The following is a 24348-nucleotide window of genomic DNA, read 5'->3' as shown; positions in this document are numbered from 1 at the left end:
GCGGGACACTGACATCAGTGCCCCGCGATTATACCAGAAAGGAAACCCTCACAATTCTCTATGCCGCAATTGCGCGTGACTCTAAGCGCTGCTGGCTGCTATTCTCCCGCACGGTCTTCAGCGCCGATTCAAGCTCTCCGCCCAGAATGTCGCTCACCAACTGGTTCGGCACGAAGGCCACCATTGGCCCCAGCATGGGCGCAAGATCGAGCGACATCGTGGCAAATAGATCTGTTCCGTCCATCTCTGGTGTCAGAACCCAGCGCGTCTCTACCGGTACGGGCGTCTCGACTTTAAATACAATCTCGCTCGGCTCGACCCAGGTCAGATCCCCTTCGCAGCGGATCGTCCCGAAGATACCTCCCATCGCCATGTGGGTGACCATGCGGGCGGTGCGAGCCTCCTCGTTGTAGTTGAGCAACTCCACCTTTTGGAAGCGCGGCATTAGGGTGCCGATCCGGGTCGGATCAGCAAGGGCCGCGAAGACCTCTTCCGGGCTGGTTGCTTCGATGTAGCTGCGGCGGGAAACTGTGATCATGAGGCCGTCTCCTCTCAGCATTGTGAGGTTTGTGCAAAGGTGTACAGAATTTCGGGCTTCTTTGTCAATGCTTTGCAAAGATACGATACCATGACGGTTAAGGGATGTCAATAGTTTGTTTGATGTGTGTAGTTCCGATAACCCCGGACACTGCCCATGCTACACTACTGATTGTACATAATTTTTGTTAGCGCGAAAAAGCCTTGGGAAAGCTGAAATGCGGCGCGGGGCTTCGACAGGCTCAGCCACCGCGCCGCTGGCTGAGCCTGTCGAAGCCATGCGGCGCGTCCCAGAGCTTTTTCGCGCTAACCAATTTTTTCGATCTCGTGGCGGAGGTGTTATGGATGAACCCGCTCCCAACCTGTCCATTATTGGTGCGGCGGTACTGCTGCTCACACTCTTGCTTGGTGCCGGGCTTGCCCTTGGTGGAGAGATCGGCCAGATTGCCGGGGCTAGCCTGAATACGCTGCCCTTTGCCGGTTTAGCCCTCCTCGCCTACCTGGGTGGTCCGCGTTTCAATTGGGCCTGGGTCGCAACCGGCCTCTGGCTGACTCTGCTCATCATCGGAACCGCCACCATCACGCTGGGGTTGGGCATTGCGGTTGCGGCGAACCTCAGCCTTGTCGGGGTGCCTGCCGATCTGCCCCCGCTTGCCCCATCTGCATGGCTCCAGATCGCGCTCCTGCTCCTGCTGGCCGCAGCGGCGCTACTCTTTAGCCTCGTGCCACTTATCTCGCCCGTGCGCCATTGGCTGGCCCGCTTGCTCCCACTCGATCCCCACTCGTTCGTGCATACCGTGGCACTTGTGGCGGTGCTCAGCATCACCACCTTGTCTATCATTCCGCTCCTGGTGCTTGGTGCCCCACCGCTGCTGACCCTCCTCAGCCAGAATGTTGTGGCCGCTTCGGGGGGGCGCGATCCGGCGGGGATGTTACGCGATCAGATCTATAGCCTGGTCTGGACGATCCCGGCGGCGTTAGTGGCGGTGGGCTATGCGACCCGGCGTTCCTTTACGGCTGCGCTTGATCGCTTGGGCCTGGTCTGGCCAACTTGGCGCCAGGTGCTGGGTGCGGTGCTCCTGGCGCTCGGTTTGGTCGCCTTGGTACAGGTGCTGGGCCTGGGCATTGAGTGGCTCTGGAACCAGATGGGCTGGCCCCTCACCGATCAGGCCGCCTTCGATGAACTACTCGCCTTTGCGATCAGCCCCATCGGTGCCATCGTCATCGGAGTCAGTGCCGGTCTCGGTGAGGAGTTGGGCGTCCGTGGGGCGCTCCAGCCCCGCCTCGGTATTCTGCTCTCCAACCTCTTCTTCACCAGTCTGCACGCCCTCCAGTACAGTTGGGACGCCCTGCTGATCGTCTTTTTGGTCGGTATGGTCTGTGGTTTCGTGCGCAAGCAGACCAACACCACCACCAGTGCTATCGTCCATGGGGTCTACAATTTCACCTTGGTCATGCTCGCCTTGTGGACGGGCGAAATCTAGGGTTTCCCACTCCATCCTCGGCCAGTCGGGTTCGGGTATGTCGGGGGCTGGCAAGGGCGGCAGGGCAGCAGTGAGGAGTTGCGCCATGCCGCCCGCCTCGCCCATGGCGAAGAGCGCCGTCACCCACGGGGTTGCGGCGACACCCTTCACCCACCGTCCCTGCGTCTCATCTTCCTCAAACCCAAAGCGCTGCTCGGCGCTGGCCAGCAGACTGGCTGCCAGTTCCGTTTTGCCCAACTCGACCGCCAAGAGGTAGCTGAAGCCGATTTCCAGCGCATCGCCACGCTCACGGATCTTCTCGGTTCCTGCCCAGTAGCGCTCGGCCAACCCCGCGATCAGTTCACGCTCAAGTGGCGCACTCAGCGCCAAGGCCCATGCATCCTCTAGGTCATCGGCAGCGCCGCTTGCCCGCCGGTTGCTCACATTCCAGCCAGCGGCCAGGGTGTGGCGATTCAAGATGCGTGGCCCGCGAATCGCCATGCGTTCGCCCAACGTCTTCAGCCAGATCGCCCCACTCGCCCCATACTCAGTCGCATAAGCCAGATCGTGCAGCCGCAACGCCCACACCAACGCCGCCATGGCACTCGCGGTCGCCAGATCACCCTCGCAGCGGATCGCGCCCTCCGGCGACTGCTGCGTCTGCTTCCACAGAGCCTCGATCAACTCGCGCACCGTATAGGAACTGCGCACATCCGCCGACCAGCGCAGCGTAAAGGGGTCCTCGCCATAACGCACCTGGCCTCCCAGCACTCCCTGAAGCCCAAACAGCATGGCCAACGCGGTCGTGTAGGTTCCATACTCCGCATCAACCGGGTCGGGTCGCAGACTGGTGCGCTCAATCTCGTTGGCCCACGCCGCCCAGACCCGCCGCTGGATCAGGCGGTCGGTCAGATCGGCCAACGCCGTCACCGCCATCGCCCGCTCATCCTGCTCGGCATGCGGGTGCCGCGCCAGCGCCGCCAACGCACACCCCGCAAAGAAGATCTGGTTGCGTAGCGCTGTCGGGCGGGTATCCGGGTCGCGCAGATCAAAGCCCTCCCAGCGGTTGGGGGCTTGCAATGCCAAGCGCGTAAAATAGCGCAGATAGGCCGTCAGTCGCTCAGGGAGCATTAGGGACTCCTGGTGATCAGTAGGTTATCGAAGCGGATCATGACCGGGCCATGCTCGAAGCTACTCACCGCGACCCCCGTGGTACCACCAGCGAGTGCGTTGTCCTCGGTCATTTCGAGTAACGAGCCATTGACCTTCAGCGTGATCCGTTCAGCTTTGGTCTCCACACGCAGTGTATTGTAGCGCGGATGGATCATCTCCGACTGCGTCCAGTCAATCAAGGTTTGCCACGTATCATCCTTGAGTAACTCCAACGCATAATAGCCATCGTTGGCGACACTGAAGAGGTAGAAGTTGCGCGCGTCTTGGTAGTGGAAGATCAGCCCCGCCGCCACCACCTGCGAGTCGGGCGGGGTCTCACTGGCCACCTCAACCACCAGATCATCATAGGCATCCTCGGTGATCGCCCAGGCCAGGGTTTCACGTTCCTTCACTTCAAAAACGTAACTACCTTCGACAAAGGCGGTGCGTGAGGTGGTATCTTCTTCCGCACTCAGCACACTCAGCGCCGGATCAGTAAAGTCGTCATAGACAAAGACGGTATGGCTCGGATTGCTAGGCGCGGGCTGAGTCGGCAGCACCATCACCGTCGGCGGGATGGCCGTGCCCAATATCAGATTACTCGCCAGGTTACTGCGCAACCCCAGGATCAACAAGCCGGCGCAGGCGAGCAGCAGCCCGACCAGCGCCAAGCTGCTCATGCCGAGCAGGATGAGCCATGGCGGGCGGCCGCCTCTAGGCGGGAGCGCCGCGCCACATTGGCTACAGTAGCGATGGGTGGCCGGGTTGGGCGCACCACATGACGGGCAGTGTTGCGTAGGCATGGCGGTAACTGTCCACACTTCCCCTAGCATTTCGGTTTTGACGCAAAGACGCCAAGGCGCAAAGCCTTCAAGATATGCCCCCATCAAAACCTTTGCGTCTTTGCGCCTTGGCGTCAATCAAAGTCTTTGTTTACCCCAAGTATGAACAGTTACGCATGGCGTGGGTTAGGCATGCAGCGCATCACGCAGGGCCGCGATCATCCCTTGATTCTGCTCTTCGGTTCCAAAGGAGATGCGAATATGCCCCGACAACCCCCAACCGGCTAGCGTGGTGACGGTATAGCCCCGCTGGCGTAGTGCCTCGCCCATGGCGACATCATCACCAGGGATGGGGAAGGCTACAAAGTTGGTTTCGCTTGGAATGGGTGTGAGTCCCAGCGCACTCAGTTCGCGCATGTAGAAGGCGCGGCTGGCACTGGCATGTTCGCGGGAGCGACGCACATGCGCGGTATCGTTGATCGCCGCAAGTCCCGCGACTTGGGCTAAGAGGTTGACATTGAAGGTCGGGCGCACCCGATCCAGGTAGCTGATCAGCTCCGGTGCGCCATAGGCATACCCCAACCGCAGCCCGGCCAGCCCATAGATCTTGGCGAAGGTGCGCAACAGGATCAGGTTGGGCCGCCCGGCGCGCAACTCCGTCAGCAGATCGGGGTAATCCGGGCGCTCGACAAATTCAATATAGGCTTCGTCCACCACCACCAGCACATCGTCGGGCACCCGCGCCAAAAAGGTGCGCAGATCCTCCGCCCCGTTACTCGTCCCGGTGGGGTTGTTGGGGTTACACACAAAGACCAGCCGGGTGCGCTCGGTGATCGCCGCCGCCATGGCCTCCAGATCATGGGTGTAGTTGCGCAGCGGCACCCGCACCGCCCGCCCGCCCAGTTCCAGCGTGCGCAACAGGTAACTGATGAAGGTACCCTCCGCCATCACCGCCTCGTCACCCGGATTAAGCATCCCCAAACAGAGCAACAGAATCATCTCATCCGAGCCGTTCGAGCAGGTCACCTGGCTCGGCTCCAGGCCATCGCGGGCAGCCAGCGCGTGGCGCAGCGCCGTCGCCCCCGCATCGGGGTAGCGGTGAATGCCGTGTAGCGCCTCACTCAGCGCCGTAAGAGCCAAGGGCGAAGGACCGAGCGGATTTTCGTTCGAGGAGAGCTTTACCAACTCCGCCGATGGCCCGGCCAGCAACGTCGCCGACTTATAGGCCGGCAGGTTCAGAATATGGTCTTTGTAGTACATAGGTTTAGACTCGTATCGGTAACGCAAAGGCGAAGGTACTCCCCGCCCCCTCAACACTCTCCACCCAGATCACGCCACCATGCATCTGCACAAACTGACGACTGAGATACAGCCCTAAGCCCAACCCCTCAGCACGCTGGCTACGGGCGCGGTAGAAGCGCTCGAAGAGCCGTGCCTGCTGCTCAGGGGTGATCCCTCCACCCTCATCAGTCACGGTGATCACCACCAAGCCATGCTCCGCGCTGCGCTGCAAGAGCGTCTCGACCTCCGCCGATGGCTGATCCCCAAACAGATGGCGTTGCACGTCATGCACCACCCGCAGCCGCACACTCACCCGCCCGCCTTCGGGGCTATACTTGATCGCATTATTGATCAGATTAGTCATCACCTGGTGGATACGCAACGAGTCACACGCGATCATCAATTCAGCATCGGGGTACTCTAAGACAAGCTCTCGGCTCCCAGCCGCCGGGCGTTGCTGATCAATCACCTGATTAGCCAACGCCACCAGATTCACCGGCTGGAGTTGCAGATCGAGCTGACCGGCATCAATACGCGAGACATCGAGCAGATTATCCACCATGCGTAGCATATGCGAAACCTGCTGAGTCAGGATCGTCAATCCGCGCACATCACGCGAATCGGCCTGACTGCGCTGCTGCTCACGCCGCAGCAGCAGGTCGGCATAGTTACGCACCGCAGCCAGCGGGCTACGCAACTCGTGGGCCGCCACTGCCAAGAACTCATCTTTGGCGCGCTCCAACTTTTCGTGGGTCGTCACATCACGAAAGACCACCACCGCGCCCTCGATCTGGCCATCATCGGCACGGGCGGGAGCGCCACTAAAACTCATCACCGTCTCATCGCCACTAGAGCCACGCAGAATAAGCCGGTAGTCCTGAAAGATCTCGCCTGCCAGGGCGCGCGCAAACGGCAGTTGATCGAGTGTCAAGCGATCTCCATTCATGTCGCGCATGCGGTAGAAATCGGGCATATCGGCCAGCCGCTGCTCAAAGGGCAACGAATCGAGGCGCAGCAGCGTCAGTGCCGCTTCATTCGCCAACATCAAGCGCCCACGCCCATCACACAGCAGCACCCCCTCGGCAATCGAGGTGACCACCGTATGCAGCTTGCGCCGCTCCCTACTACTATCCGCATAGAGGCGCACATTTGCCACCGCAAAACCCACCTGATTACAGATTGGCAGCAACATCTCCCGGTCGGCATGCATGGGCAGATCGGTATCACCATAGAGCGCGAGCACCCCCGCCACCGTCCCCCCGGCCAAGAGCGGAAAGTAGGCACAACCAGAGAACCCCGCCGCTAAGAATGCTACCTCGCCACGCTCCTCCAACAAGGGGCGCAACATGGGTTGCCCAAAGTGTACGACCTCCTCGCATGGCGAGATAGCGACTGGCACCCGTGTCAGGGCTTCGATACACGCAGGTGGTAGGTTCTGGTGCGCCCCCAGATCGAGATGGTCATGGGCGGGATCAAGCAGCAACAACGCACCACTCGTCTCGTCCACCAACCCCATCACCACATGCAACACACTATGCACAAGATCGCCGAGGTCAGCAGCGGTACTAATCGCGGTCACCACCGCATCAAAGGCTTTGAGGCGACGCTCACTGCGCTGGGCTTGATGGTAGAGGTGCGCATTCTTCATTGCCGAAGCGGCCAGATTCGCAAAGATCTGCAACATCGGCAGATCGTCCACTTCAATGGCGCGTCCATCAGGCATCTCAACCGGATTGCCCAGGTTGAGCAGTTCCAGCACCCCGATCACCTCATTGCCCACCCGCATCGGCACATAGGCACACACCAGTCGGCGCGGCAATTGTTCGCTCATCTGTTGGAAGAGGTTGGCATTCGCCGGGGCCACAGTACCCAGAATGTCGCGGTAACCCAGGTGCGTCTCAACAATCCGTGGCTCATCGCGTAGGAAGGTCGTTCCGATCACCCCATCACCACTCCGCAGGGTGGAATTGAGCAGGATCTGACGCCCCGCAGCATCCAACGGCAACCCCGCCGTCGCACTCGCCCGCAGCCGCCCGTTCTTCGGATCGAAGCTCCAGAGTACCCCGCCATGCACCGCCGGAAGCGCCTCCACCACCCGCGTCAAGAGCGCCACAAAGAGCTCTTCCGGCTCAAGGATCGCCACCAGACTCGCCGAAGCCTGGAAGAGATCCATCACCTGGTTTGAAATAGTGCTGCGGTGCGAAGGTTTCTGGCTCATTGTAGAGCCTCCCAATCCTGCCACCACGTGACCGCACGCTGCAATCCTTGCGCCAGATTCACCTGCGGGCTAAAACCGAGCAACTCACGCGCCAGCGAGATGTCCGCCACATAGTAGCGTACTTCGCCGGGGCGTTTACTGGCCTCAATCCGCATATCTGGTTCACGCCCCAGGGCAGCACCTAGCAATTCGGCCATACGAATCAGGCTGTTGCCCTCGCCATAGGCCAGATTGATCGTGCGATTGCGCAACGTCCCTGTGTAGAGCCGCTCAATCCCGCGTACAATGCCATCAACACAATCATCAACATAGGTGAAATCGAGAGTCTTTTCCTGCCCATAGATCGTAATCGGCTCTCCGTGGGCAATCCGGCGCATAAAGAGCGGGATAACCCGTTCCATGCGCTCAAGATCACTATCATAGCGTCCATACACGTTCGAGAAGCGGAAGATCAGATAGGGCAGATCATAACAGCGCGCATAGGAATAGATCAGCGCCTCACCCGAAATCTTCGAGGCCGAATAGGGACTTTCCGTATAACTGAAATCCGCACTGGTCTCATCCGTCAGGTAACGATGAATATCGCCATACACCTCCCGTGACGAGGAGAAGATGATCGGGCGATGATTCACCCGACAATACTCCAGCACATTGAAGCAGAGGGTGATATTCTCTAGCGCACGGTGGGGCTGTTCGACCAACTCGTGGACCTTGGCATTTGCCGCGAGATGCACAACCAGATCACAATCGGGGTAGGGCGCACCACCAATTCCACCGTGAAATTCGCGCTGTGGGGCGGCAAGATCCTGGAGCAGCGTGGGGAATGCCTGGGTCCACGGATTCACCCGCCGATCCACACCAAAGACCGCGTGGCCTTCAGCGAGTAGGCGTAGCGCCAGATTAGTTCCGATCTGCCCGCTAGAACCCGTGATTAATACACGCATACCATCAGACCGGCTGGATCGGCGTGAGCATCGAGGGGAGCGATGTCACGGGATGGGTATCATCGCCACACATCTGCTGCAAACCATCGAACAAGAGCCGCAACATGGTATCCAGATCATGCAACTGGCCGATGTCGAAGTGTTCGAGCATGCGTAGCATCTCTTTGTGGTGGACACGTTCAACGCGGGCGACCCGTTCCTCCCCCAATGGAGTCAAGGTTACTTGCACCACGCGCCGATCTTCCACATCGCGTACCCGCCCAACCAAGTGATCCTCAATCAGCCGATCTACAATCCCGGTCAGCGTCCCCGCCGACTGCTGGGTCATATCGGCCAACTCGCTCATCCGGCACATCTGGGCATCACGGATAGCAAAAAGGGTGACCATCTGGGGCATCGTTAGCCCAATGTCGGGCCGACTGAGGGTGCGCAAGAGTTGTTTCTGGCTTTGCCACGTTATCTGTCGCACGACACCGCTAATCTTGGAGACAAAGGCCGCCCGCTGTTGTAGGTGGGACATACCATCCTCCATACGAATAGAGCGAGCCGTGACTGCCCGCGCACACCTTCCTCTAGCTGAGGGTTCAAAGGTTCGGATACAGAATATTTATATTCGCTTATAGTAGCCGAAAATTTCCTGACTGTCAATCATTCTCATCTATCATTCAGCGCGTTCCAACGCCAAATTGCGCCGATTTGCAAAATGCCTGAAGGTGTGCTATACTCCACATCGTTGTTGAGAGCGGCCCCATCGTCTAGCGGCCTAGGACGTCACCCTCTCAAGGTGAAGATCGCGGGTTCGAATCCCGCTGGGGTCACCAAGCCACGTTAGGACCCGTGGTGTAGCGGTTAACATGTGGCCCTGTCAAGGCCAAGATCGCGGGTTCAAATCCCGTCGGGTCCGCCATAAGGCGACAAAAAGGTCTGCGGTAACGCAGACCTTTTTGATTCCATACATGTTCACCCCAACATCAACACAATCGGGATGATCAGGATTGCCGCCGCCAGCAACAACATCCCCAACAACTTCGCCTGCTCGGTGGAGCGACGGCGAGCCAACTCCTGGCGTGCTTCAGGTGCGTAGGGCACGTTGTTTGGCTCGGCCATCAGGATCTGGCTCAGATTGCTAGGGTTGGTGATCAGGGTCTGCCAAATGGTTGCGATCAATTCGCCAGTGGTGATAAGTGGCGGTGCCCAGTAGGCTTCATCGGGGCGTAGGCGTCGTCCCGTCAGGGCGCAGTGCAGGTCGTTTTCAATCTGCACCGGTGGAGAGGTGGATGAACTGCTCGAAACCGTCATAGGAACCTCCTGTTGCTGTTCGATGAAGTTGCTGCGTGTACCCAGATGTGGGTGGAGCGACATGGTTCACTGATAGGTTGAACGCAGCAAAGGATCGGCTTGGGCATACCCCAATGAGACATCCTCGGCTGCGTTCAGTTCAGCATGACAGGTGTGTTCCTGATGTGATAGTTGAGTTGGCTCTGGCTACGAGACCCGATGGACAAAGCGCTCGATGCGCTCCAATGCCTCCTCGATCTTATCCATTGAGGTTGCGTAACACGCCCGCACATGCCCGGCTCCACTCGGCCCGAATGCGTCACCCGGAATGACTGCTACCTGCTCCTCCTGCAACAACCGATCACAGAACTGATCGCTGCTCATCCCCAGGTGCGCCACCGAGGGGAAGGCGTAAAATGCTCCCTGTGGCTCGAAGGTCGGTAATCCGATGCTGTTCAGTCCGGCCACAATCACTTTACGACGATGATCATACTCGGCTACCATCGCCCGCACACTCTGATCACCGTGACGCAGCGCGTGTAACCCGGCATGCTGGCTCATTGTCGGAGCCGACATGATCGCATACTGGTGGACCTTCCGCACCGCCGTCGTAATATCCTCCGGTGCCGCCAGCCAGCCTAATCGCCAACCTGTCATCGCGTAGGCTTTCGAGAAGCCACCGAGGAGGATGGTGCGGTCGCGCATGCCGGGCAGGGTCGGGAAACAGACATGCTCAACCCCATAAATCAGTCGGTCGTAGATCTCATCCGAAATCACCAGCAGATTATGCCGCTCCGCCACCTTCGCTACTTCCAACAAGCGCTCGCGGCTCACCACTGCGCCGGTCGGATTGTTGGGGAAGCCGATCAGAATCGCTTTGGTACGCGGCGTAATTGCCGCTTCCAGCGCCTCCGCCGAGACCTGAAAGCCATCCGACGCATTGGTGGGGATGAAGACCGGTTTCGCATCGGCGAAGATGATACTAGCGGTGTAGGCCACAAAGCATGGCTCCGGCACCAACACCTCATCACCCGGATCAAGCACCGCCAACCCGGCATTGATCATCGCCTCGCTCACCCCTACCGTGATCAGAAGTTCCGTTTCGGGGTCGTAGCGAATGCCATACAGGCCATACAGATGATCGGAGAGCGCTTCACGCAACTCAATTAGGCCCGAATTGGAGGTATACGCAGTTGAAAGATCGAGCGAACGCTGCCCGGCAGCACGAATATCTGCGGGGGTCATGAAATCTGGCTCGCCCACGCCAAGTGAAATGACATCGGGCATCGTTGCCGCAATGTCAAAGAAGCGGCGAATACCGGAAGGAGGGACTGTGTGGACGCGGCGCGAGATCCGATCGGACGACATGACGGCTCCTGTCTGCTTACAGCACCCGCGCATCGTTGAGCGAGCACACATTTGATCGTACCATAGGTAACTATCCCCGCCTAGATCCGCTGGGGATGACTCTAGTCCTACCTTTTTGCTCTTTCAGCAAGGGTGCCAGCAGAGGGGATTGGTGATAGTACCTTGCTTTAACGAGCGCTTAACATGAAGGCTTATTATACGTCAGCGAGAAACATCTTCGGTGGGGGTTCGGAGGCGGCGAAGCCACCCCCGAAGATCTTTTTTGGTGTTGTTTGGCGGCGCAGCCGCCAAACAACACCAATCTAGGGGTAGCCCGCCGGATCGTCTCTACGGCTGCGCTACTATCTGCTCAAGCAGCTTGATGCTGGCATAGATCGTATCAATATGGGGTGTTGGTACGCCCACCAGACGACCCAGTTCAGCCACCGCACCAACCAACGCATCGGCCTCGGTGGGCTTCCCGGCCTCAATATCTTGCAGCATCGAAGTCTTGTGGGCACCAATCGCTTCGGCCATCTGGATGCGGTGCTCGATAGTGATCGGGAAGCGGACACCGAGCGCCTCGGCCACCTGTTGGGCTTCGTACATCATGGCCCGCAACAGATCGCGGGTGGCGGGATCGGCAATGATGCGATCCACCGTGGCGCGGGTGAGCGCACTGATCGGGTTGATCGAGAGGTTGCCCAACAGCTTGATCCAGATCTCGCTGCGGATGTCGGGGCGCACGGGAGCTTTCATCCCCGCCGCACTGAAGAGTTGGGCCAGTTCGAGAATCCGCTCACTACGGCTGCCATCCGGCTCTCCGAGGGTAAAACGGTTGCCCTCGATGTGACGGATCACGCCGGGGCGTTCGATGGCGGCGGCGGGGTAGACCACACAGCCGATCACACGCTCAAACTCGATGGCATCCGCAATCTGCCCACCGGGGTCCACCGACTCAATCCGGTGGCCTGCGTGGGGGCCACCCTGGCCCAGGAAGTACCACCAGGGGATGCCGTTCTGGGCAAAGATGACGGCGGTGTTGGGGGTGTAAAGTGTTCGCATGGAGGCCGCAAGTGCGGGCAGGGCTTGGGTCTTGACCGCCACGATCACCGCGTCCTGTGGGCCAGCCGCATGGATGTCGGCGGTCGCGACGCTGGGGTGAGCCACCTCATGGTGCCCATCACTATAGGTCACCACCAAACCATCGCGCTGGATCGCGGCCAGATGTGCCCCGCGTGCAATCATGGTCACATCGGCCCCCGCAAGCGCCAACCGTGCCCCCATATAGCCGCCAATCGCCCCGGCCCCCACAATCGCAATCCGTTTGATCATAGCCGCTCGTACCGTTCGAGATCCATCGTCAGTGCCAGTGTTCCTGGTGCTGCTTGGCGCACAATCCCCACCGTGCGCTCAACCTGGTTGTCCTCTAGCCCCACCAGCAGGGTGGTGTTGCCCCGGCGCAAAAAACCGCCCGTGGTCGCAAGTTGGGTCACGCGCAGTCCCTGTCCGACCAACGCATCCACGGTTGCATCGGCATGGGCATCCTCGGTAACAAAGATCAAGAGTTTCATGCGGCAGCGCCTCCCCCAAGCTTTCAGCCTACTTGGCGGCATTATACGTTTGTCAGCCATCAGCGTCAATGGAGTTGGCGCTCAGGGCATGGGCAAAGTTCTTGGGGCTGCACCCCCACCGGAGGTGACTTTGCCCATGCCCTGAGTTGGCGCTCAAGAAGTATTGTTGTGATTGTGCAAGTGTGCTATAACGGTAATATCAACACATTTTTGTGATGAAATAGAACGAGAACCTAAGGAGTCTACACTATGAGTTGGACTATTGATACCGCCCACTCCCAAGTTGCTTTTTCGGTGCGCCACCTGATGATCGCCCGCACCCGAGGTCGTTTTAATCAGTTCCAGGGTACGGTCAACTTCGATGAGCAGAATCCCGCCAACTCCTCGGTTGATGTCACCATTGACACCGCCAGCATCAACACGATGAACGATCAGCGGGATACCCACCTCAAGTCGAACGACTTCCTCGACGTTGCCACCTTCCCGACCATGACCTTTGTGAGCAAGCGGATTGAGGTGCTAAGCTCCAACCGGGGCAAGATCATCGGCGACCTGACCATTCGTGGGGTCACCCGCGAGATCGTTCTGCCCACCGAGTACAACGGCCAGTCCAAGTCGCCGTGGGGCGCCACGAGCGCTGGCTTTAGTGCCGAGATACGCATCAACCGTAAGGATTGGGGGCTGGAGTGGAATGTCGCGCTGGAGACGGGCGGTATTCTGGTCGGTGATGATATTGATATCAGCATTGATATCGAGATCATCAAAAACGAGGGCTAAGATAACTATCGGGAGGTATGGCGGGTGAAGCTCGCCATACCTCCCTTTTTTGTTTCTACATCTCAACGGCAACCCACGCCCGCACCGTATGGCTATCTTCCGGCTCATTCAGCCGCAGTTGCTCAACCTCACCGGCGCGCAGGGTATGGGCGGCTGCGGCCACAAACTCGCGGAAGAGTGGGTGCGGCTTATTCGGACGCGAGAGGAATTCGGGGTGGAACTGGCTGGCCACGAACCATGGGTGATCGCGTAGTTCGATAATCTCCACCAGCCGGTTATCAGGCGAGTGGCCACTGATCACGAATCCCGCCGCCTCAAGCTGGCTGCGATACTGGTTGTTGAACTCGAACCGGTGGCGGTGGCGCTCCATGACCTCGGTCTCGCCATACGCCTCTGCCGCCCGCGTCCCCGGCTCCAACACACACGGGTAGATCCCCAGCCGCATCGTGCCACCCTTGTTGGTCACATCGCGCTGGTCGGGCATCAAGTCAATCACCGGGTGCTCGACCTGCGGGTCAAACTCGGTGCTATTCACCGCATTGGTTCCCAGCACCTGGCGAGCGAAGGCAATTGTCGCACATTGCATGCCCAGACACAGCCCCAGGTAGGGGATGTTGTTCACACGGGCATAGTCGGCGGCCATAATCTTGCCCTCGATCCCGCGATCCCCGAAGCCGCCCGGCACCACGATCCCAAATACATTCGCCAACAGACGCTCTGGCCCCTCGCGCTCGATCTGCTCAGCCGCCACCCAGCGAATATCAATATCCAACTCCTGGTGCAATCCGGCGTGGCGGAGCGACTCAACCACACTGATGTAGGCATCGCGCAGTTCGACATACTTCCCTACCAAGGCCACCGTCACCACCCGTTTGGGTTGCTTAATCAGTTTGACCAGATCGAGCCACTGGCTCAGATCGGGCTGATCCCGCACCAGCCCCAACCGATCACACAGGTATTCACCCAGCCCCGCCTCTTCCAAGACCAGCGGCACCTCATAGATCGAATCAACCGTCTGTACCGGAATGACGGCGCGGGTGTCCACATCGGCAAAAAAGGCTACCTTATCGCGGATCTCCTCGGAGATGGCAAAGTCCGCCCGGCACAGGATCACATCGGCGGTGATGCCCACACCCCGCAGCGCCATCACCGAATGCTGGGTCGGTTTGGTCTTCAGTTCCTCGGTTGATCCGATATGCGGCAGCAACGTAACATGGATGTAGAGCACATTGTCGCGTCCATACTCCTTGCGCATCTGCCGAATCGCCTCAAGGAACGGCAGACCCTCAATATCCCCCACCGTGCCACCGATCTCAACAATCACCACATCAGCGTGGCTCGACAGACCCACGGCGGCGATCCGGCTCTTGATCTCGTCGGTGATGTGCGGGATAACCTGGATCGTTCCACCCAGATAATCGCCCCGGCGCTCCTTCTGGATGACCGCCGAATAGATCTGGCCCGTGGTCACATTGCTCAGCCGCGAAAGATTCTCGTCAATGAAGCGCTCATAGTGGCCCAGATCGAGATCGGTCTCGGCCCCGTCCTCAGTCACAAAGACCTCACCATGCTGGTAGGGCGACATTGTTCCAGGGTCTACATTCAGGTAGGGGTCGAGCTTCAGAATCGATACGCGCAGGCCACGGCTCTTGAGCAAGCGCCCGATTGAGGCGACACTGATGCCCTTGCCGACTGAGGAGACCACACCCCCCGTTACAAAGATGTACTTTGCCATGCTCACCAATCTCCTTGTGTGGATTGTTATTATTGCCTGCTCGTCAAAGATTCCTGATACATGATTCTTGATTGTGCATTCAAGTCTCAAGCATGAGGTGGTGCTACACATCAAAAGTGGGTCGGGCAACCAAGGGGCTGCACCGACCCACACAAACGTCCGTACCAGGCATGTGATAGTTGCCTATTGGATCGTAACAGATCCACATCAGCCAGAGTGACGGTTGTGTGGTTTGCGTATCTGTTGCCATTGCCCCTGCGAAATGGGGGTGTTGCGCATCTCTGCGCGACGTTGTGTGGGCACTAAGTTACAGATACAAACGCACATCGTCGTGGCTTTTACTACGTCGTAGCTACAGTTATCACATGGTCTGCATCATCTGGTGCGCCTACTCATTGACGGGACGAAGTATAACCACACGAGTCTCTTCGCTCTCTGCCGGCAGATTAGTGGCGGTTACCGTCAGCTTCTCTTCAAAGTTCAGTTCCTTGATGCCCCGTTCGTGGGTGAACTTATCGAGTGGGGCGAGTTGATACTCAAACGAGAGTTGTGGAGCGGCATAGTGCATCGGTACCACAATTCTGGGATCGATCTGGCTGATGACGTTGTTGGCTTCCACCGCGCCTATCGTCTCACCTCCACCCACCGGCACGAAGAGGACATCAACATCACCGATCTCTTCAAGCTGGGTCTGGGTCAGTTCATGGCCAAGGTCGCCCAAGTGGCAGAAGACTACATCATCAAGGTGGATGACAAACACGGTATTAAAGCCGCGTTCGGCACCCTTTTGGGAATCATGCGCAGTACGCACGCCGGTGATCAACACCCCATTGATCTCATACTCACCGGGGCCATCAACCACAAAGAGTCGCTCGCGGAGTGGCTTGACTCCGACAGCAAAATTGTGGTCGGCGTGATCGTGGCTGATGGTGACGATATGAGCCGAGGGACGACCAAGATCCATGCCGATGGATCGATTGTAGGGATCACAGAGGACGATACCATCACGCCCACGCAGGCGGAAGCAGGAGTGTCCAAGATATTGTACGTCGGGCACGCAAGTCTCCTTGAAGTAATAGGCACTATTATAGCACCTGATCAGACTCTGTTTCACCGTCTTGCGCCGCGTTCCACAACTCATTGAGGATGGGGCGGATGGTATCGAGGCTGAATCCGCGTCGCTGGAGGTAGCCGCCCATACGGCGCTGGAAGGTGCGACGGTCGGGGGCGTTGGCGTAGCGTGGCAGCGCCCGTTGGGCCAAACTGCGCGCTCGCTCTAGCTCCTGATCGGCGGCCTCTTCCACATCTTCGCCATCCGCTGCGGCCAACGCGGCATCAATCAGATCGCGTGCAACCCCCTTGCGACGCAGTTCATCGCGCAGGGCGAGGCTCCCACGCGGGCGGAAGCTGCGGCGGTTCTCGATCCATGTGCGGCTGAAGGTGGCATCATCAAGGAGACCCAGGTCACTCAGGCGGTTGAGGGCATGCTCAATAGCAGCGGGGGAATAATCGTGGCGGCGTAGGCGCTGGCCCAGTTCGGCCACCGAGCGCGGGCGTTGTTCGATCAAGCGCAGCGCATGGTGAAGCGCTCGGTCGGCATGCTCGGCCGCCTCCAGCCATTCCCAGGTGGCTGCGTCAATCTCCATCCCAACCCCCAAGCCCGCTTGGGCCAGGGTGTTCAGGCTCATTCCGATGGCAAACTCGCCATCAATGAAGAGGTTCACCCGTTGGGAATCGCGGGCCTGGGCACGCAGCGCAGTAATGGTTCCAGTGGGCATAGGCACAATCCATCTTCGGTGGGGGAGAATTGGGAGAGACGGCCCGCCGGGCCGTCTCTCCGTGATCTATACCCCCGAACTACTCCTCAAAGAGAGCGTCATCCTCCTCCACCTCATCATCATCGCTTGAAACGGCTGATGTGGGTAGTGCCACGGTGGTGGCGTTGCTGATCGCCTGGGCCTTAATCAGCCGCTCAATCTCATCGGTGAGCGCCTTATTCTCCTTGAGGAACTCGCGCACATTCTCACGCCCCTGGCCGAGTCGATCCTCGCCCAAGTAGAACCAAGCTCCGCTCTTGCGGATGATGCCCATCTCAACCCCGATATCCATGAGATTGCCCTCGCGTGAGATGCCCTCGTTCGCCAGGATGTCAAACTCAGCCTGCCGGAAGGGCGGGGCAACCTTGTTCTTGATCACCTTGACCCGCGCCCGCGCTCCGATGGCCTCTTGGCCCTGCTTGAGCGTCTCGATGCGGCGGATGTCGAGGCGTACCGAGGCGTAGAACTTGAGCGCTTGGCCTCCAGTCGTCGTTTCGGGCGACCCAAACATCACTCCGATCTTCATCCGCAACTGATTGAGGAAGATGACCACGGTGCGGCTTTTGTTGATTGCTCCAGAGAGTTTGCGTAGTGCCTGACTCATCAGGCGCGCTTGTAGACCGGGTAGCGAGTCGCCCATGTCGCCCTCGATCTCGGCGCGCGGTACTAGCGCAGCGACCGAGTCGATCACGATCACATCCAGGGCATTTGAGCGCACCAGGGTTTCACAGATCTCTAAGCCTTGTTCGCCGGTGTCAGGCTGCGAAACGAGCAGATCGTCAATCCTTACCCCACATCGTTGCGCGTAGATTGGGTCGAAGGCGTGCTCGGCGTCAATAAACGCACACACCCCGCCCATCTTCTGCGCCTCGGCAATGATATGCTGGGCCAGCGTGGTCTTACCACTACTCTCCGGCCCGAAGATTTCGGTCACACGCCCGCGTGGCAGCCCACCAACACCCAACGCAATGTCCAGTGCGATCGCTCCGGTTGGGATGACTTCAATCGCTAACCGCGAGCTGGCCTCTCCCATCTTCATGATCGAACCTTTACCGAACTTGCGGTCGATCTGCGTCATTGCCGCAGCCAGAGCCTTCTCTTTTTCAGGCGAGATAGCCATCGCGGGCGCTCCTCCGTTATTCGTAGCCACTCGTGTTTGCTCCTTCGTAATCATACTCTATTTATACGGGAGATGCACCGTCATCACCTTCGGTCGGTGGGGGTGCGGGGGTGGCTTTGCCGCCCCCGAAGATATTTTTTTTGTTGTGGTTTGGCAGTGAAGCCGCCAAACCACAACAAAATTCGTATCTTTATCGTTGGACATGTGTGCTATTATAGCACGCTCGTTCGCTGATTTCAAGAGGAATATGCTGCTAGGATTCCATTCCATATACCGTATCGCACCCGCCGAAAGTTCCCCGACGTTCTATGGTATCATGGCAGCGCGTGGCGGCAGCGGACGCCATCCTAGATCTGTGCGACGAGTGAGGAGCAGCATTGATGAGCAGCACCATCTACCTAATCCGCCACGGTGAGACTGACTGGAACCTCGCGGGTCGCTGGCAGGGCCATGCCGACATTCCACTTAATGCGATTGGCCAGCGCCAAGCACAGTTGTTAGCTCAACGTTTCCAGGCTGAAGGGGTGACATTTGATGCGATCTATAGTAGCGATCTCGCTCGTGCCTATCAAACGGCATGGGAGATCGGTGCAGCGGTACGCGTGCCAGTCCAACTCTATCCGCCCCTGCGCGAAATTGATCTCGGTACGTGGAGCGGGTTGCGCTATGATGAGATCCGTGAGCACTTTCCTATCGAGGCGCGTCTGCTCGCAGAGGGCCAGGATATTCCGCGTGGTGGTGCCGAAACTCTCTCTGGGTTGCGCAAGCGCGTCGTTGAGGCGTTAGAGGGTATCATCGCCCACCGCGATGGTGAGACGATAGCCCTCGTCACCCACGGTGGCTGTATCCGTATGCTTCTCGCCCACGCCGAGGGCTTCCCCGGCGATGGCTTTAAGCGCTTTCCCCATATCGGTAATACCTCGATCAGTATGATGCGCTGTAGCCGCGATAGGTGGGATATCCTGAGTATTAACGATATGCGTCATCTTGAAGCGCTTGCCGATCCCGAATTGGCTTCGGCTCCGCCCGATGATGCTGAGCAACCCGCGCTCTGATGGATGATCGTTATGTAGTCGAGACGCCGGAGATTGTTGATCTGGCCTATGATGTGGCCGGGTTGGGTTCGCGTTGCCTCGCCGCAGCGGTGGATACGCTGCTGCTACTCACCTTCCTTGCTGCATTTGGCACGATCATCTTTCTCACACTAGGCCAGGTTGTCCCGGCGAATGCTGATGATCTGGTGTTGGCCCTCTGGGCAATCATCTCATTCGCTAGCCTGTGGGGCTACTACATGCTCTTTGAGGTGATCTGGGCCGGCCAGACTCCCGGTAAGCGTCTGCTCGGTCTGCGCACGGTGCGCGAGGGGGGCCGCCCGATCACGCTCGCTGCCTCGGCCATCCGCAACCTGATCCGCATTGTTGATTTTCTGCCCTTTGGCTATGGCTTGGGGGCCGTCGTGATGTTCGCCGACCCACGCTCGCGTCGGTTGGGCGATCTGGCCGCCGGGACACTCGTGGTGCGCGAGGGCGCTCCGGTGACGCTCGATCAACTTACCGCCCAGGCGGCCCCGATCAAGTTGCCCCCACCGCCCCCTCATCTGCCCGCACTGCCCAACTTGCACCTTCTGACCCCCGACGAGTATGGGGTGACGCAGGAGTTTCTGCGCCGCCGCTCCAACCTCGGTCGTGAGGCGCGTACCCGCATGGCCGATCAGTTGGCCCAGCATCTGCGCCAGCGCCTCGTTCTTGAGTCGGATCTCCCCGCCGACACGCTGCTCGAACAGGTCGTTCGCGAGTATCCGGCTGCGCAGCAACCCAGCCTGGAATCATAAAGGGGCTGCACACGCTAGGCGTGTGCAGCCCCTTTATGATTCCGACCTACATTCCTAACACCCGCTTGGCCGTCGCCGCCACCTGCTCGGCGGTGATCCCAAACTTGGTGTAGAGCTGCGGAGCCGGGCCGGAGGCACCGAAGCTGGTCATCCCCACCACGGCACCCTGCAACCCGACATAGCGCTCCCAGCCCATCGAGACCCCCGCCTCCACCGCGACGCGCGCGGTGATGCTCGGCGGCAGCACGCTCTCGCGGTACGCCTGCTCCTGGGCATCGAAGAGTTCCCAACACGGCATGCTAACCACCTGCGCGGCCACGCCTTGCGCGGCCAGCAGATCGGCGGCTTCGAGGGCCATGCTCAGTTCCGAGCCGGTACCGATCAGTACCACCTGCGGATTCTCAACCGCCCGCAGCACATAGCCACCCCGTAGCGCCCCCTCGGCGGGCGCGAGAACTTCACGATCCAGCGTCGGCACATTCTGGCGCGTGAAGATCAGCGCGGTTGGGCCTTCACTACGCTCCAGCGCCATGCGCCACCCCATCGCTGCCTCGTTGGCATCGCCAGCGCGGAAGACATATAGGTTGGGCATGACCCGTAGGGCCGCTAGATGCTCAACCGGCTGGTGCGTCGGGCCATCCTCACCCACCCCGATGCTGTCGTGGGTAAAGACATACACCACCCGCAGCTTCATGATCGCCGCCAGACGGATCGCCGGGCGCAGGTAGTCGCTGAAGACGAAGAATGTGCCACCGTAGGGAATAACCCCGCCGTGCAGCGCCATCCCATTCATCGCCGCACCCATCAGATGCTCGCGCACCCCATAGTGGACATTGCGCCCACTGAAGTCGGTCGGCGTGATCGAGCCATAGTTCTTCAGATAGGTCTGATCGGAGGTGTGCAGATCCGCTGAACCACCTAGGAGCGACGGCACGGCAGGCGCAATCGCATTGAGAATATCACCCGACGCCACGCGGGTTCCCTTCGCCTTCGGATCAGTTGGGAAGGTCGGCATGCTGCTGAGCCAATCGGCGGGCAGATCGCCAGAGATCATGCTATCCCAGAGTGCTCCCTGCTCCGGGTAGGACTGCTTGTAGCGGGCGAGGGTCGCTTCCCACTCGCGCTGGCGCGCCGAGCCAACCTCAACCGCCGCCCGCATCTGGTCATAGACCTCATCGGGGACGAAGAAATCGGGTTCGGTGGGCCAATTGAAGAACTCCTTGGTCTTGACGACATTGGCTGGCCCTAGTGGCTCTCCGTGGGCACCGTGGCTATCCTGCTTGGGGCTACCATAACCAATATGGGTCGTACAGATGATCATCGAGGGGCGCTCGGTATCCGCCTTGGCCTCAGCCAGGGCGTTACCCACCTCGCTCATGTTGTGGCCATCGGCGTGGAGCACCTGCCACCCACAGGCAGCAAAGCGCTCAGCCACATTCTCCGAGAAGGACAAACTGGTGGGGCCAACCAGCGAGATGTTGTTGCTATCATAGAGGTAGATCAACTTGCCCAGCTTGAGGTGCCCAGCCAAACTGGCCGCCTCCTGGGAGATCCCCTCCATCAGGTCACCATCACCACACAGGACATAGGTGTAGTGATCCACAATCGGCATGCCGGGCCGGTTGAAGGTACTCGCCAACCAGCGCTCCGCAATCGCCATTCCCACGGCGGTGGCCACACCCTGCCCCAGGGGGCCGGTGGTCATCTCGACGCCGGGGGTATCGTGGTACTCCGGGTGGCCGGGTGTCTTGCTCCCAACCTGGCGGAACTGCTTGAGATCATCAAGCGACACATCATAGCCGGTCAGGTGCAAGAGCGAATAGATCAACATCGAGCCATGCCCCGCCGAGAGGATAAAGCGGTCACGGTTCGGCCAGTGCGGATCGGACGGATTGTGGCTCAGAAACTTTGCCCAGAGCACATAGGTGGCATCCGCCATACCAAGCGGGAGGCCGGGATGCCCGCTATTTGCCTTCTGAACCCCGTCGATCGACAACGCACGGATCGCGTTCGCACAGCGCTGGTCGATCTCGGACGTAGTGCCCGACATCTCTGTGGTCTCGCTCATGAACATCTCCTCTAACAGCTTGTATAGGGGGGGCTACGCCTATTATACACGAGCGCATCTTCGCCATGCGGGGGGAAGATCCCCCCCATCATGGGTGGAAGGTGGCTATAATACCGCCGCTCGTACCGTCTCTAACATCTCCTCTTCGGCCAACACCATCACCTGATCGCCCGCCTCCAAGACCGTCGCACCACTTGGCACCAAGGTCTCATCATCACGATTGATCGAGACCACCAAAACCCCATGTGGCAACCCTAGTTCCATGATCGAGCGCCCCAAGGCTGGTGAGTTGGGATCAATCCGCAGCTCGATCAAGCGGCTACACATCGAGATACTCGGCACAAACTCGTGCGGGTAGTGGTACTGCGCCGATTTCGTTGCGCGTACCCCTAGCCAATCGGCCACATAGGGGATAGTCGTGCCTTGCAGCAGCACCGAACTGATCACAATAAAGAAGACAATATGGAAGATGGCGTCGGCATGCGGCACCCCCGCCATCAGCGGGAAGGTCGCCAACACAATCGGCACCGCCCCGCGCAGCCCCACCCACGAGATGATCAACTTCTCGCGCACACTCAGCTTGGTGAAGGCCAGCGAGATAAAGACACTGATTGGGCGCGCCAGGAAGATCAGGGCTGCTGACATCAGCAGTCCCACGCCTGCCACCGGGATGATCCGCGAGGGGAAGACCTGCAACCCCAACGTAATGAACATCGCAATCTGCATCAGCCAGGCCATGCCGTCGTGGAAACGCATCAGGCTGCGCTTATGCACAAAGTTCTGCCCATTCATCACAATCCCGGCCAAGTAGACCGCCAGGAAGCCGTTGCCTCCCAAGACCGCCGTCAGGCTGTAGGTGAGTAACACCAACGCCAGGGTGAGGACGGGATACAGCCCCTCCTGACTGAGCCGCAGCCGATTGATCGCCCATGTCATGAAGCGACCCATGACATACCCGGACACGGTCGCCAGCGTCATTTGCCAGAAGAAAGTTGGGATGAGGCTGAAGATTGAACTCTCTGGATTCATGATCAATCCAGTCAGTCCAATCGTTAAGAAGACCGCCATCGGATCGTTTGAACCCGATTCAAACTCGATCAGTGGCTCCAGGTTCCCCTGAAGGCTCACATCGCGTGCCCGCATCACCGTAAAGACGGCTGCGGCATCAGTGGAGGAGACAATCGCGCCCAGCAGAACCCCTTCGAGTAGCGTATAGCCCAACACCAGCCACGCTACCAATCCCATAATCAGCGCACTGATCAAAACACCCAGGTTGGCGAGGGTAAAGCCCTCCACCAACACTGGGCGTACCGATAACCAACTCGTGTCCAATCCACCAGAGAAGAGAATCATCACCAGCGCAACCACACCGATTGATTGCACCCACCCAGGGTTATCCAGGGCGATCCGCCCTGGCCCCTCCGATCCAGCCAATATTCCGATCAATAAAAAGAGCAGCAGTGCCGGAATACCTGTCCGGCTTGAGGCTTTGCTGGCCAGCACACTGATGGCCAACAGCCCCGCTACCCCCAGCAAGATGAGTTCTGTTGTTAGCATCACAGCTCCTATGATTATAGATACTTGATCTCCCATCAAGCATCAAAAGCAGAGTATCATGATAGTATCTCTATAATAGTATACACGAAATAGGATAGGTACGTCAATGCCATACCTATCCACCAGAGGAACCTCATGAGCTATTTGTTCCCCGATACCGACCCAAGCCTCCCCACACTCCTCGATGCCCTTGACGCAGCACGGGGCGAAAGCTACCCCCTCCTGCTCAGTATGCGCCGACTGCGTGGCGATATGCTGCCCACCGCCACCGAGATCCTGGATGCCCTAGCCCGTGAGGAGGGCTATCAGCCGTTGGGAGCCAACTGGATCGAAGTGCCCCGCCGGATTGCGCTCAAGATTCTAACCCACCTGATCGCCAGTGAGTTAGCCTACCCCACCGAGGTCGTTACAACCGAGCAGGCCACCGATCTGGCCACCCAATTCCTCACCCTCTTCAACCCACCTGCTCGCTACTTCACCAATGGTGCCTGTAGCGGGCCATTTGCGGTCTATGATCTGGCCGGAGAGGAGGTGTTGGGCTGGCGATCACTCAGCGCCGCGCCCTTTGACAACGGGGTTATCGTAGTCAATGCCGAGCGCGTGGGGATGCTCTGGGCCGAGGATGCACCCTAGGGGCGAAGCATCGCCCGCCATGAACCCCCACCTGGGTGGGGCACCCGCAGGCGATGCTTCGCCCCAACGGGCATGACGCCCCACCCCGCCCGTCGTAGGGGCGAAGCATCGCCCGCCATGACCCCCCACCTGGGTGGGGCACCCGCAGGCGATGCTTCGCCCCCGAAGCCCGCCACGCGCCCCTATCCCCGTGGGGCACCCGCAGGCGATGCATCGCCCCCGAAGCCCGCCACG

21 protein-coding genes and 2 tRNA genes are annotated in these 24348 nt (G+C 59.3%); 7 read left to right on the top strand and 16 right to left on the bottom strand.

Translation table 11 applies throughout. The annotated features are described in order from the left end of the window. Positions 1–58: 58 nt before the first annotated feature. On the bottom strand, positions 59–538 hold the full coding sequence (locus EKD03_RS14510) for an SRPBCC family protein (protein ID WP_129632304.1): 480 nt from the start codon (positions 536–538) through the stop codon (positions 59–61). A gap of 340 nt (positions 539–878) precedes the next feature. On the opposite strand from EKD03_RS14510, the gene EKD03_RS14505 reads away from it, so the two are divergent. Next, positions 879–2021: a CPBP family intramembrane glutamic endopeptidase gene (locus EKD03_RS14505; RefSeq protein WP_129632301.1), complete on the top strand. Its 1143-nt coding sequence runs from the start codon at positions 879–881 to the stop codon at positions 2019–2021. A 1109-nt stretch (positions 2022–3130) separates the two neighbouring features. Here the strand turns inward: EKD03_RS14505 and EKD03_RS14500 are convergent. From EKD03_RS14500 to EKD03_RS14480, 5 genes are all read right to left on the bottom strand, one after another. Further along, the gene (locus tag EKD03_RS14500) at positions 3131–3955 is read right to left on the bottom strand and encodes a DUF7577 domain-containing protein (RefSeq protein WP_129632298.1); all 825 of its coding nucleotides are present in this window, start codon (positions 3953–3955) and stop codon (positions 3131–3133) included. A gap of 165 nt (positions 3956–4120) precedes the next feature. Continuing rightward, entirely contained in the window at positions 4121–5194 is a 1074-nt protein-coding gene (hisC, locus tag EKD03_RS14495; protein WP_129632295.1) for a histidinol-phosphate transaminase, read from the bottom strand. Between the two features lie 4 nt (positions 5195–5198). Next, on the bottom strand, positions 5199–7433 hold the full coding sequence (locus tag EKD03_RS14490) for an ATP-binding protein (RefSeq protein WP_129632292.1): 2235 nt from the start codon (positions 7431–7433) through the stop codon (positions 5199–5201). Next, on the bottom strand, positions 7430–8377 hold the full coding sequence (locus EKD03_RS14485) for an NAD-dependent epimerase/dehydratase family protein (RefSeq protein ID WP_129632289.1): 948 nt from the start codon (positions 8375–8377) through the stop codon (positions 7430–7432). Before EKD03_RS14485 ends, EKD03_RS14490 begins: the two co-directional genes overlap by 4 nt. 4 nt (positions 8378–8381) lie before the next feature. Then, the gene (locus EKD03_RS14480) at positions 8382–8897 is read right to left on the bottom strand and encodes a MarR family winged helix-turn-helix transcriptional regulator (protein WP_238613535.1); all 516 of its coding nucleotides are present in this window, start codon (positions 8895–8897) and stop codon (positions 8382–8384) included. Between the two features lie 224 nt (positions 8898–9121). On the opposite strand from EKD03_RS14480, the gene EKD03_RS14475 reads away from it, so the two are divergent. Both EKD03_RS14475 and EKD03_RS14470 read left to right on the top strand, forming a co-directional pair. After that, positions 9122–9198 (top strand) — tRNA-Glu (locus EKD03_RS14475). 10 nt (positions 9199–9208) lie between these two features. Beyond that, positions 9209–9284 (top strand) — tRNA-Asp (locus EKD03_RS14470). Positions 9285–9337: 53 nt separating this feature from the next. On the opposite strand, the gene EKD03_RS14465 is transcribed toward EKD03_RS14470, so the two are convergent. From EKD03_RS14465 to EKD03_RS14450, 4 genes are all read right to left on the bottom strand, one after another. Next, positions 9338–9739 carry a hypothetical protein gene (locus tag EKD03_RS14465; protein WP_238613534.1) on the bottom strand — a complete coding sequence of 134 codons (402 nt, stop codon included), beginning with the start codon at positions 9737–9739 and terminating at the stop codon, positions 9338–9340. Between the two features lie 123 nt (positions 9740–9862). Then, positions 9863–11023: a pyridoxal phosphate-dependent aminotransferase gene (locus tag EKD03_RS14460; RefSeq protein ID WP_129632283.1), complete on the bottom strand. Its 1161-nt coding sequence runs from the start codon at positions 11021–11023 to the stop codon at positions 9863–9865. Positions 11024–11350: 327 nt separating this feature from the next. Beyond that, positions 11351–12337: a 2-dehydropantoate 2-reductase gene (locus EKD03_RS14455; RefSeq protein WP_129632281.1), complete on the bottom strand. Its 987-nt coding sequence runs from the start codon at positions 12335–12337 to the stop codon at positions 11351–11353. Next, on the bottom strand, positions 12334–12576 hold the full coding sequence (locus EKD03_RS14450; protein ID WP_129632278.1) for a cyclic-di-AMP receptor: 243 nt from the start codon (positions 12574–12576) through the stop codon (positions 12334–12336). Before EKD03_RS14450 ends, EKD03_RS14455 begins: the two co-directional genes overlap by 4 nt. 249 nt (positions 12577–12825) lie before the next feature. Here EKD03_RS14450 and EKD03_RS14445 point away from each other — a divergent pair, with 249 nt between their 5' ends. Then, complete coding sequence (locus EKD03_RS14445) at positions 12826–13353, top strand: YceI family protein (RefSeq protein ID WP_129632275.1); 528 nt, start codon at positions 12826–12828, stop codon at positions 13351–13353. 55 nt (positions 13354–13408) lie between these two features. On the opposite strand, the gene EKD03_RS14440 is transcribed toward EKD03_RS14445, so the two are convergent. The 4 genes from EKD03_RS14440 to recA form a co-directional block, all read right to left on the bottom strand. Beyond that, positions 13409–15088, bottom strand: coding sequence for a CTP synthase (locus EKD03_RS14440; protein WP_129632272.1), 1680 nt, complete (start codon positions 15086–15088; stop codon positions 13409–13411). A 388-nt stretch (positions 15089–15476) separates the two neighbouring features. Beyond that, the gene (locus EKD03_RS14435; RefSeq protein ID WP_129632269.1) at positions 15477–16145 is read right to left on the bottom strand and encodes an MBL fold metallo-hydrolase; all 669 of its coding nucleotides are present in this window, start codon (positions 16143–16145) and stop codon (positions 15477–15479) included. 28 nt (positions 16146–16173) lie between these two features. Then, complete coding sequence (locus EKD03_RS14430; protein WP_129632267.1) at positions 16174–16866, bottom strand: RecX family transcriptional regulator; 693 nt, start codon at positions 16864–16866, stop codon at positions 16174–16176. A gap of 79 nt (positions 16867–16945) precedes the next feature. Next, positions 16946–18025 (bottom strand): recombinase RecA, encoded by a 1080-nt coding sequence (recA, locus tag EKD03_RS14425; RefSeq protein ID WP_129632264.1) that lies wholly within the window; start codon positions 18023–18025, stop codon positions 16946–16948. A 380-nt stretch (positions 18026–18405) separates the two neighbouring features. Here recA and EKD03_RS14420 point away from each other — a divergent pair, with 380 nt between their 5' ends. Both EKD03_RS14420 and EKD03_RS14415 read left to right on the top strand, forming a co-directional pair. Beyond that, positions 18406–19080 (top strand): histidine phosphatase family protein, encoded by a 675-nt coding sequence (locus EKD03_RS14420; protein WP_129632261.1) that lies wholly within the window; start codon positions 18406–18408, stop codon positions 19078–19080. Continuing rightward, on the top strand, positions 19080–19856 hold the full coding sequence (locus EKD03_RS14415) for an RDD family protein (RefSeq protein ID WP_129632257.1): 777 nt from the start codon (positions 19080–19082) through the stop codon (positions 19854–19856). The genes EKD03_RS14420 and EKD03_RS14415 overlap by 1 nt, the downstream gene beginning before the upstream one ends. 46 nt (positions 19857–19902) lie before the next feature. Here EKD03_RS14415 and tkt read toward each other — a convergent pair whose 3' ends face one another. Both tkt and EKD03_RS14405 read right to left on the bottom strand, forming a co-directional pair. Continuing rightward, positions 19903–21924, bottom strand: coding sequence for a transketolase (tkt, locus tag EKD03_RS14410; RefSeq protein WP_129632254.1), 2022 nt, complete (start codon positions 21922–21924; stop codon positions 19903–19905). A gap of 105 nt (positions 21925–22029) precedes the next feature. After that, the gene (locus tag EKD03_RS14405; RefSeq protein WP_129632251.1) at positions 22030–23481 is read right to left on the bottom strand and encodes a potassium/proton antiporter; all 1452 of its coding nucleotides are present in this window, start codon (positions 23479–23481) and stop codon (positions 22030–22032) included. Positions 23482–23616: 135 nt separating this feature from the next. Between EKD03_RS14405 and EKD03_RS14400 the strand changes: the two genes are divergently transcribed. Continuing rightward, complete coding sequence (locus EKD03_RS14400; protein WP_129632248.1) at positions 23617–24114, top strand: hypothetical protein; 498 nt, start codon at positions 23617–23619, stop codon at positions 24112–24114. The last annotated feature ends 234 nt before the right edge of the window (positions 24115–24348 follow it).

Origin of the sequence: Candidatus Oscillochloris fontis (assembly GCF_004138135.1) — a bacterium.
In the GTDB taxonomy this organism is placed as follows: Bacteria; Chloroflexota; Chloroflexia; order Chloroflexales; family Chloroflexaceae; genus Oscillochloris; species Oscillochloris fontis.
Note: the sequence above shows the minus strand (reverse complement) of the source record. Positions and strands in the feature narration are given on the sequence as shown.

Bases quoted from the DNA above. Each gene is read 5' to 3' on its own strand.
- EKD03_RS14510 (WP_129632304.1), bottom strand. From the start codon at position 538: ATGATCACAGTTTCCCGCCGCAGCTACATCGAAGCAACCAGCCCGGAA.
- tkt (WP_129632254.1), bottom strand. From the start codon at position 21,924: ATGAGCGAGACCACAGAGATGTCGGGCACTACGTCCGAGATCGACCAG.
- hisC (WP_129632295.1), bottom strand. From the start codon at position 5,194: ATGTACTACAAAGACCATATTCTGAACCTGCCGGCCTATAAGTCGGCG.
- EKD03_RS14480 (WP_238613535.1), bottom strand. From the start codon at position 8,897: ATGTCCCACCTACAACAGCGGGCGGCCTTTGTCTCCAAGATTAGCGGT.
- EKD03_RS14440 (WP_129632272.1), bottom strand. From the start codon at position 15,088: ATGGCAAAGTACATCTTTGTAACGGGGGGTGTGGTCTCCTCAGTCGGC.
- EKD03_RS14445 (WP_129632275.1), top strand. From the start codon at position 12,826: ATGAGTTGGACTATTGATACCGCCCACTCCCAAGTTGCTTTTTCGGTG.
- EKD03_RS14420 (WP_129632261.1), top strand. From the start codon at position 18,406: ATGAGCAGCACCATCTACCTAATCCGCCACGGTGAGACTGACTGGAAC.
- EKD03_RS14505 (WP_129632301.1), top strand. From the start codon at position 879: ATGGATGAACCCGCTCCCAACCTGTCCATTATTGGTGCGGCGGTACTG.
- recA (WP_129632264.1), bottom strand. From the start codon at position 18,025: ATGGCTATCTCGCCTGAAAAAGAGAAGGCTCTGGCTGCGGCAATGACG.
- EKD03_RS14500 (WP_129632298.1), bottom strand. From the start codon at position 3,955: ATGCCTACGCAACACTGCCCGTCATGTGGTGCGCCCAACCCGGCCACC.
- EKD03_RS14460 (WP_129632283.1), bottom strand. From the start codon at position 11,023: ATGTCGTCCGATCGGATCTCGCGCCGCGTCCACACAGTCCCTCCTTCC.
- EKD03_RS14400 (WP_129632248.1), top strand. From the start codon at position 23,617: ATGAGCTATTTGTTCCCCGATACCGACCCAAGCCTCCCCACACTCCTC.
- EKD03_RS14490 (WP_129632292.1), bottom strand. From the start codon at position 7,433: ATGAGCCAGAAACCTTCGCACCGCAGCACTATTTCAAACCAGGTGATG.
- EKD03_RS14455 (WP_129632281.1), bottom strand. From the start codon at position 12,337: ATGATCAAACGGATTGCGATTGTGGGGGCCGGGGCGATTGGCGGCTAT.
- EKD03_RS14415 (WP_129632257.1), top strand. From the start codon at position 19,080: ATGGATGATCGTTATGTAGTCGAGACGCCGGAGATTGTTGATCTGGCC.
- EKD03_RS14405 (WP_129632251.1), bottom strand. From the start codon at position 23,481: ATGCTAACAACAGAACTCATCTTGCTGGGGGTAGCGGGGCTGTTGGCC.
- EKD03_RS14485 (WP_129632289.1), bottom strand. From the start codon at position 8,377: ATGCGTGTATTAATCACGGGTTCTAGCGGGCAGATCGGAACTAATCTG.
- EKD03_RS14465 (WP_238613534.1), bottom strand. From the start codon at position 9,739: ATGTCGCTCCACCCACATCTGGGTACACGCAGCAACTTCATCGAACAG.
- EKD03_RS14430 (WP_129632267.1), bottom strand. From the start codon at position 16,866: ATGCCCACTGGAACCATTACTGCGCTGCGTGCCCAGGCCCGCGATTCC.
- EKD03_RS14450 (WP_129632278.1), bottom strand. From the start codon at position 12,576: ATGAAACTCTTGATCTTTGTTACCGAGGATGCCCATGCCGATGCAACC.